We start from the raw sequence: 7999 nt of genomic DNA on the forward strand, positions 1-7999 counted from the left end.
GGGAAGGGGACCTCGATGGATGCCGCAGCCCGTACCGCCCATGATTCCACCCTCCAGCCGTTTTCGGAGATGGAGCACTATAAGCATGCCGATGAGCTGCCGCCCGAGATTGTGGCGGACAGCTACGACAAGCTGGAGCGCCTGTGCCTCAAATATATGAATGAGGACGACTTCTCCAAGGTGGAGCAGGCCTACTGCTTTGCCGCCGAGAAGCACTGCAACCAAAAGCGCCGCTCGGGCGAGATGTACATTAACCATCCCGTCGAGGTTGCCATCATTTTGGCCGATCTCAAGATGGACTGCGATGTGGTGTGCGCCGCGCTGCTGCACGATACCGTTGAGGATACAGAGACCTCGCTTGCCGATGTTTCCGGCCTGTTTGGCGATACGGTGGCCGAGCTCGTCGATGGCGTGACCAAGCTCACCAACATCGAAGTCGACAGCATGGACGAGAAGCAGGCCCTCACGCTGCGCAAGATGTTCCTCGCCATGTCCAAGGACATCCGCGTCATCATCGTTAAACTTGCCGACCGTCTGCACAACATGCGAACGCTGGCAGCCCTGCGCGAGGATCGTCGCCTGTTTAAGGCTCGCGAGACCATGGACGTGTACGCGCCCTTGGCCGACCGCCTGGGCATGAGCTCTATTAAGTGGGAGCTCGAGGACCTGTCCTTCTTCTACCTGGAGCCCGATGCCTACCAGCGCATCGCGCGCATGGTGGCTGAGTCGCGCGAGGTCCGCGAGCGCTACCTTGCCGAGACCATCAAGACGCTTACCGATGAGCTCAACCGCATTGGTCTGGAGGACTTCCAGATCAACGGCCGCTCCAAGCACTATTGGTCCATCTACCAAAAGATGAAGCGCAAGGGCAAGGAGTTCTCCGAGATCTACGACCTGGTGGCGCTGCGCGTAATTACCCATTCGGTGCGCGATTGCTACTCCACGCTCGGTGCGGTGCATACGCTGTGGCACCCCATGCCTGGTCGCTTTAAAGACTATATCGCCATGCCCAAGGTCAATAACTACCAGTCGCTCCACACGACGGTCATCGGCCCTACGGCTCGTCCGCTCGAGATTCAGATTCGAACCTACGAGATGCATGAGCAGGCCGAGTACGGCATTGCCGCCCACTGGCTATATAAGAAGTCGGGCGGATCGTCTGCTTCCAAGACCAATGACGCTCAACGTTTGGACGACCAGATCAACTGGCTCAAGCATTCGCTCGATTGGGCGGCTTCCGACGAGATTACCGATGCCAAGGAATACCTGCACTCGCTGAAGGTCGATCTGTTCGATCAGGAGATCTTTGTCTTCACGCCCAAAGGCGAGGTCATGGCGCTTCGTGCTGGCTCCACGCCGCTCGACTTTGCCTATGCCGTTCATACCGAGGTGGGAAACCATTGCGTCGGCGCCAAAATCAACGGTGCGGTGGCTCCGCTCACGCACGAGATCAAGACGGGCGACCGCGTTGAAATCCTGACTAACAAGAGTTCCAAGCCGTCGCGCGATTGGCTCAAGATCGTTAAGACACCTTCCGCCAAGTCAAAGATCCGCCGCTATTTTGCCGCTGCGACCAAGGACGACGACGCTGCCGCCGGTCGCGATATGCTGGCCAAGGACCTGCGTAAGCGTGGCTATGGCATTTCTACGCCGCGTTCGACGCGTGCACTCAACGCCGTGGCGGAGCAGTTTAACTTCAAGCAGCTCGAGGACCTGTTTGCCGCCGTCGGCGCCGGCAAGGTTGCCCCGCGCGCTGTGGGCAATAAGGTCGAGCAAATCTTGGACCCCAAGCCCGAGGAACAGCTCACCAAGGCCGAGGCTATCGCCGAGGTCGTGAAGCAGCCCGCTCGCGGCTCCAACCGCAAGCCGCAAAAGCGCGGCAAGAGCGCCAGTAACGGCATTATCGTCAAGGGCGAGAGCAACAGCGGCCTGCTGGTCCGTCTGGCTCATTGCTGCAACCCCGTGACGGGTGACGACATCGTCGGCTTCATCACGCGCGGTCGTGGCGTTTCGGTGCATCGCGCCAACTGCCCCAACGTCAAGGGTCTTATGGAACATCCCGAGCGCATGATCGATGTGGAGTGGGACGGCGCTGCCGACACCCTCTTCCAGGTCGAGATCGTGGTCGAGTGCCTGGACCGCATGGGCCTGCTCAAGGATGTCACCATTGCCATTGGCGATGCGGGCGGCAATATCCTTTCTGCCGCCACATCGACCAACCGCGAGGGTATTGCAACCCTGCGCTTCATGGTCGAGATCTCGGACGCGAGCGGTCTGGATCCGCTGCTGGCTTCCATCAGCAGTGTCGATTCGGTCTACGACGCTCGCCGTCTTATGCCCGGCGAAGGCGGAGCTCAGCTCAAACGCCGTGTGTAGGTGCGAGAGCCTCTCAGCATCATAGATATTGGTTACGTTCGAGGCATCGTTTGGTGCCTCGAACGTATTTTAGAAGGAGGGTATGCGCATGGGCGATATGACTTTGGACCTGACACCCCGAGGTGCGGCTTCGATTGAGACACTCGTCAACGGCCCGATTCAGACCAACAGCTACGCCGTGATTTCGAATGACGAGTGCTTAATCGTCGATCCGGCGTGGGAGGGCGAGCGTCTTGTGGAGCATATCCGCACCGCGCATCCCGAGGTGCGCGTACTCGGCTCTGTCTGCACGCACGGTCATGCCGACCATGTTGGCGGGGTTGCCGGGGTTCGAGCTGTCGTTGGCGACAGCGCACTATATGAGTTGTGCGCTAAGGACGTGACGGTACCTCGCGCAAATATCGAGGAGCAGCGCGCCATGTGGGGTATCGAGACGCCCGATCCGGGTGAGCCGACGCGCTTGCTTGCCGAGGGCGATACAATCGAGGTGGGCGACGTCTGTCTGCAGGTGATCGAGACGCCGGGGCATACGCCGGGCGGCATCGTCCTGTTCGCCGCGACCGAGCAGGGGAACATCGCCTTTGTGGGCGACACGCTTTTCCCGGGCAGTCACGGTCGTACCGATCTTTCCGGCGGTGACGAGGCGGCGATTATGCGCTCGCTCTCCAAACTTGCCAAGACGCTTCCGCCCGATACCGTTTGCTTGACGGGCCATGGCGATTCGACCACGATGGCGCGCGAACTTATGCAGAACCCGTTTATGCAGATGTAGGCTCGAAGCCGTCTTTCGAACCACGAAGACCGCTCAATCGTCAAGCTATTTTCCCCAGTGGGTCGATTCTGTGGGGCAAACGGTCAAAATTTGTCCAATCGGATGGTATTCGTGAACAAACGAACGTTTATGCTCGGGTATGTCGTGGTAAAATCTCAGGCGTTATCGGAGCAACCTTACAGGAGGTTTCTTTTATGCTCGTCAACGCAGCAGACATGCTCAAGAAGGCCGAGGCCGGCAAGTACGCTCTCGGTGCCTTCAACACCAACAACCTCGAGTGGACCCTGGCTATTCTCCAGGCCGCCGAGGAGGCCAAGTCTCCGCTGATCCTTCAGTGCACCGCTGGTGCCGCTAAGTGGATGGGCGGTTTCAAGGTCTGCGCCGACATGGTCAAGGCTGCCGTCGAGGCCACGGGCGTTACCGTCCCCGTCGCCCTTCACCTCGATCACGGTTCTTACGAGGACTGCTTCAAGTGCATCGAGGCCGGCTTCACGTCCATCATGTATGACGGCTCTCACGAGGAGACCTTCCAGCTTAACCTCGACCGCACCAAGGAGCTCGTTGAGCTTGCCCACTCCAAGGGCATGTCCATCGAGGCCGAGGTCGGCGGCATCGGCGGCACCGAGGACGGCGTGACCTCCAACGGCGAGCTCGCTGACCCCGCTGAGTGCAAGCAGATTGCTGACCTGGGCGTCGACTTCCTCGCCTGCGGTATCGGCAACATCCACGGCGTGTATCCCGCCGACTGGGCTGGCCTTTCCTTCGAGCGTCTGGGCGAGATCAAGGCTCAGACCGGCGACCTGCCCCTCGTTCTGCACGGTGGTACCGGCATCCCCGAGGATCAGATCAAGAAGGCCATCTCCCTGGGTATCTCCAAGATCAACGTCAACACCGATCTGCAGCTCGTCTTCGCCAAGGGCGTTCGCGAGTATATCGAGGCTGGCAAGGATCAGCAGGGCAAGGGCTTTGACCCCCGCAAGCTCCTCAAGCCTGGTCGCGACAACATCGTTGCCCGCACCAAGGAGCTCATGGAGGAGTTTGGCTCCGTCAACAAGGCGTAAGTAGCGGTTTAACTTTCCCGTCGGAGGTCCCGTTCACCCTACGCTTTTCCCTTGCGCTCACCTGGCTTTGCCAGAAGTCGCGCAATGGGAAAAGCTTCGGGTGAACGGGGCCTCCTTCGTTAACTCGCCACAGGGTTACTGGGCTGAATTCATTTTTTATAGGTACCGTTTATCGGTGTTGAGGGTTCCTTTATTGGGGCTTTCTTTTTATCTCGCTACAATGGACTTCAAGAGTTCTAATGACTTGGAGTTTGGTATGGCTGTTATTAATGTGCTGCCTTCGGATGGGAAGGTTATTGACGAGGGTCCTGTTGGTTGCTCTGTTGATGTTTGCAATGATGACTTCCGTTTTCTAGATGTTGGCTTGCCACCCGAGATTCTGCGTTTAAAGGACGCGGGGTATCTTTCGCAGGCTATTGAGGCTTGCGACCGCCTACTTGCCCAAGATCCCGATCCCTCGCTTGCTGCCTGCGTTCGTGCCGAGCGGTATCGCATGCTTGAGACGCCGCTTCATTTTTCGGTGTCGCGCGATCGAGCTATTGCGATGATTCGCGAGGAGTGGCCTGAGTTTACCGAGGAGCAGTTTGACGATCTGATTGACCGTAAGCGTATTGACTGGCGCTTTATCGATGGCGAGCTGTTCGTTCTCGACAACTTCCTCGATTCGCTTCGCGTATATCCCAAAGAGGTCCCCGGCATGCGTCCCGATTCTACGGACGGAATAGCACTGCGCGACGAGATGCTCAAGGAGATGGAGTCACAAAACGGATTGGCTCGCGTCATTACGCTTAAAGCGTCCGTGTCTGTCCCCGGCGCTCTGGAGGGAGAGACCGTTTGCGCTTGGCTTCCCGTCGCGGCTGCCTGCCGTCAGCAGTCTCGGGTCGAGATTCTCGACATGACGCCGGAGGGTGCTGTTGCTCCCGCGAACGCTTCGGCGCGTACCGCCTCGTGGTCTTCTTCGAGTGAGCGCTCATTCTCGGTGACTTATCGTTATCACATCGATGCTGCTTATTGTGATGTCTACGGTGGCACACTTCCGGTTCATCCGCGTATGGACGCGCCTCTGCCCGAGGATATTTCCGAGGACCGTCCGCACATTGCATTCACGCCGTATCTGCAGCAGCTGACGGCCGGTGTTGTTGACGGACTCGAGGATCCGCTCGATCGCGCTCGTGCTATCTATGATTATCTGACGCAGCATATCGACTATCGCTATCAGCCGCCGTACTTGCTTTTGGGATCTATTGCCGATGACTGCGCGCATTCGCTCCGCGGCGATTGCGGCGTTATGGCGCTCACGTTTATCACCATGTGCCGTATCGCGGGCGTGCCTGCCCGTTGGCAGAGCGGCCTGTACGTTGCGCCCGATTCGGTGGGGTCGCACGACTGGGCAGAGTTCTATACGCCGCAGACCGGTTGGCTCAACGCCGACGTGTCATTTGGATCTTCTGCTCACAGGATGGGGGAGGAGTGGCGCCGCCGTCACTACTTTGGCAATCTCGACCCATGGCGTATGGTGGCCAACAATCGATTCCAGGCAGAGTTTGAGTCCTCTTTCGACGGCATGCGCGAGGACCCTTACGATAACCAGATGGGTGAGGCTTCGGTCGACGGTCGCGGATGCCGTCAGCGCGAGATGCTACGCACGGTCGAACTCATCGAAATGCTCGAAGTTCCATTTTCGGACTAATCGGTAGAAAGCTGTGATAAACTAACTCACGCATTGCGTGCCCGAGTGGCGGAATTGGCAGACGCAGTGGACTCAAAATCCACCGTTGGCAACAACGTGCGAGTTCGAGTCTCGCCTCGGGCACCATACATGCAAGTGAGCGTTCAAGGGGGTTGCGGCCCCCTTTTTCGTGCCGAACTCGCGTGAGCGCGCGGAGCGTTAAGCAAACAGGCCTGTGGCCTGTTTGTAGCGGAGCGTGGCGAGGGCGCCATGCGCCCGAAGCCCGGGGCTTCGCGAAGCGAAGTCCCTTCGAGTCTCGCCTCGGGCACCATACATGCACCTGCGCTTCAAGGGGGTTGCGGCCCCCTTTTTCGTGTACGTAATGTGATAACGCGCTGTACGTGTTATTATTCGCAAGGCGTTGTTTCCGCAATGCCCTAAAGAGGAACCCGAGGGTTCCCACCTTTTGGCGCCAATGAGCAGCTGACTGGTCATACAACTTAGATTACCTTCCTCAAATCGAGGAAGTCTATGTGTACGACCTGGTTGCTGAGAAGCGCCGGGTTATTTTTTTATGAATGGAGGTAGGGAAAATAGCTAAGTCTGATGACACCCGCATCAACGACGAGATCACTGCATCTTCGTGCCGTTTGATTGGCGTCGATGGCTCTCAGCTCGGCCTGTTCGCCATCCGCGATGCCCAGCGCGTCGCCGACGATCAGGGTCTCGACCTGGTCGAGATCGCTCCCAACGCGGAGCCGCCGGTCTGCAAGGTCATGGACTACGGTAAGTTCAAGTACCAGCAGGCCATGAAGGCCAAGGCTGCTCGTAAGAACCAGTCCAAGGTCGAGGTCAAGGAAATGAAGTTCCGACCCAAGATCGACGTTGGCGACTACGAGACCAAGAAGGGCCACGTTCTGCGTTTCCTCAAGAAGGGCGCGCGCGTTAAGATCACCATCATGTTCCGCGGCCGTGAGATGGCTCACCCGGAGCAGGGCCTTAACGTTCTCGAGCGTCTCGCCGAGGATCTCAAGCCTTACGCTACGGTCGAGTCCAAGCCTAAGATGGAAGGCCGTAACATGCTTATGCTGCTCGCCCCGATTAAGGGCGCCTTCGATGAGGATAAAGCGGCAAGCGATACCAAGTAACTAGTGTTCTGTAACCGATTAAGGAGTATTTCATGCCTAAGATGAAGTCCCACAGCGGCACCAAGAAGCGTTTCCGCAAGACTGGTACCGGCAAGCTTATGCGCGCCAAGGCTTTCAAGAGCCACATCCTGAGCAAGAAGTCCACCAAGCGTAAGCGTGGCTTCCGTCAGGAGACCGAGATCGCCGCTGCCGACCGCAAGGTCATCAAGTCGCGTCTCGCCTAAGTTCGTTTTTTCGTTTTACCGTCTAGGAGTTGATAGAACATGGCACGTATTAAGCGCGCTGTTGCCGCCAAGAAGAAGCGCCGTACCGTTATGCACCGTGCGAAGGGTTACTACGGTGCCGCTTCGCGTACTTACAAGCATGCTAAAGAGCAGGTCCAGCACTCCCTGCAGTATCAGTATCGTGATCGCCGCAACAAGAAGCGCGAGATCCGTTCTCTCTGGATCACTCGTATCAACGCTGCTGCTCGTCTGAACGACATCTCTTACTCTCAGTTCATGCACGGCCTGAAGGTTGCCGGCATCGAGCTCGACCGCAAGGTCCTGGCTCAGATGGCTTACGAGGACATCGAGTCCTTCAACGAGCTGGCTACCATTGCCAAGAAGGCTCTCGAGGCCTAATAGATTCTCTTGAATCGCTAGGGGAGTGTCGCGTTGTGCGCGGCGCTCCCCTTTTTTATCGAAAGCGCTGGTTTACATTGCTAAAAGCGCGGGTAGATAAACACTTACAGGTGACCGATCTTTATATATCTCTTAACCGAAGGGTCATCATCTGATACGTGCAGTATTTCTGCACCAGCCTTTCTATGACTTATATAGGAAGCGATGTATTGTGTAGGACTTGTGAAGAGTGGAATTCCCGCCCCCGGGGGCCCTCCGGTCTGGCAATATATCTCCTTGCCGCGCGGCCCGGTCGGACCGGATGAGCCGCAAAGCGTGCACCTTGAGAACCGGATACTGCGAGGATGGAC

The 7999-nt window shown here is 57.7% G+C and carries 7 protein-coding genes and 1 tRNA gene; all 8 read left to right on the forward strand.

Annotated elements, in window-relative coordinates; genetic code table 11:
• The first annotated feature begins 15 nt into the window (after nucleotides 1–15).
• The 8 genes from I1969_RS08745 (at nucleotide 16) to rplT (ending at nucleotide 7649) form a co-directional block, all read left to right on the forward strand.
• Nucleotides 16–2376, forward strand: coding sequence for a RelA/SpoT family protein (locus I1969_RS08745; RefSeq protein ID WP_115596178.1), 2361 nt, complete (start codon nucleotides 16–18; stop codon nucleotides 2374–2376).
• Between the two features lie 88 nt (nucleotides 2377–2464).
• Nucleotides 2465–3148, forward strand: coding sequence for an MBL fold metallo-hydrolase (locus I1969_RS08750; RefSeq protein ID WP_324248660.1), 684 nt, complete (start codon nucleotides 2465–2467; stop codon nucleotides 3146–3148).
• A 194-nt stretch (nucleotides 3149–3342) separates the two neighbouring features.
• Nucleotides 3343–4209, forward strand: a complete 867-nt coding sequence (gene fba / locus I1969_RS08755) for a class II fructose-1,6-bisphosphate aldolase (protein WP_006234429.1) — start codon at nucleotides 3343–3345, stop codon at nucleotides 4207–4209.
• A gap of 256 nt (nucleotides 4210–4465) precedes the next feature.
• On the forward strand, nucleotides 4466–5899 hold the full coding sequence (locus tag I1969_RS08760; protein ID WP_195234632.1) for a transglutaminase-like domain-containing protein: 1434 nt from the start codon (nucleotides 4466–4468) through the stop codon (nucleotides 5897–5899).
• 39 nt (nucleotides 5900–5938) lie between these two features.
• Nucleotides 5939–6025 (forward strand) — tRNA-Leu (locus I1969_RS08765).
• A 431-nt stretch (nucleotides 6026–6456) separates the two neighbouring features.
• Nucleotides 6457–7026, forward strand: coding sequence for a translation initiation factor IF-3 (infC, locus tag I1969_RS08770; protein WP_006234423.1), 570 nt, complete (start codon nucleotides 6457–6459; stop codon nucleotides 7024–7026).
• Nucleotides 7027–7058: 32 nt separating this feature from the next.
• On the forward strand, nucleotides 7059–7250 hold the full coding sequence (rpmI, locus tag I1969_RS08775) for a 50S ribosomal protein L35 (protein ID WP_006234422.1): 192 nt from the start codon (nucleotides 7059–7061) through the stop codon (nucleotides 7248–7250).
• A 39-nt stretch (nucleotides 7251–7289) separates the two neighbouring features.
• On the forward strand, nucleotides 7290–7649 hold the full coding sequence (gene rplT, locus I1969_RS08780; RefSeq protein ID WP_006234421.1) for a 50S ribosomal protein L20: 360 nt from the start codon (nucleotides 7290–7292) through the stop codon (nucleotides 7647–7649).
• The last annotated feature ends 350 nt before the right edge of the window (nucleotides 7650–7999 follow it).

It is taken from the genome of Collinsella aerofaciens (genome assembly GCF_015548375.1).
GTDB classification, from domain to species: domain Bacteria; phylum Actinomycetota; class Coriobacteriia; order Coriobacteriales; family Coriobacteriaceae; genus Collinsella; species Collinsella aerofaciens_AB.

Bases quoted from the DNA above. Each gene is read 5' to 3' on its own strand.
- I1969_RS08745 (WP_115596178.1), top strand. From the start codon at position 16: ATGGATGCCGCAGCCCGTACCGCCCATGATTCCACCCTCCAGCCGTTT.
- I1969_RS08750 (WP_324248660.1), top strand. From the start codon at position 2,465: ATGGGCGATATGACTTTGGACCTGACACCCCGAGGTGCGGCTTCGATT.
- fba (WP_006234429.1), top strand. From the start codon at position 3,343: ATGCTCGTCAACGCAGCAGACATGCTCAAGAAGGCCGAGGCCGGCAAG.
- I1969_RS08760 (WP_195234632.1), top strand. From the start codon at position 4,466: ATGGCTGTTATTAATGTGCTGCCTTCGGATGGGAAGGTTATTGACGAG.
- infC (WP_006234423.1), top strand. From the start codon at position 6,457: ATGGAGGTAGGGAAAATAGCTAAGTCTGATGACACCCGCATCAACGAC.
- rpmI (WP_006234422.1), top strand. From the start codon at position 7,059: ATGCCTAAGATGAAGTCCCACAGCGGCACCAAGAAGCGTTTCCGCAAG.
- rplT (WP_006234421.1), top strand. From the start codon at position 7,290: ATGGCACGTATTAAGCGCGCTGTTGCCGCCAAGAAGAAGCGCCGTACC.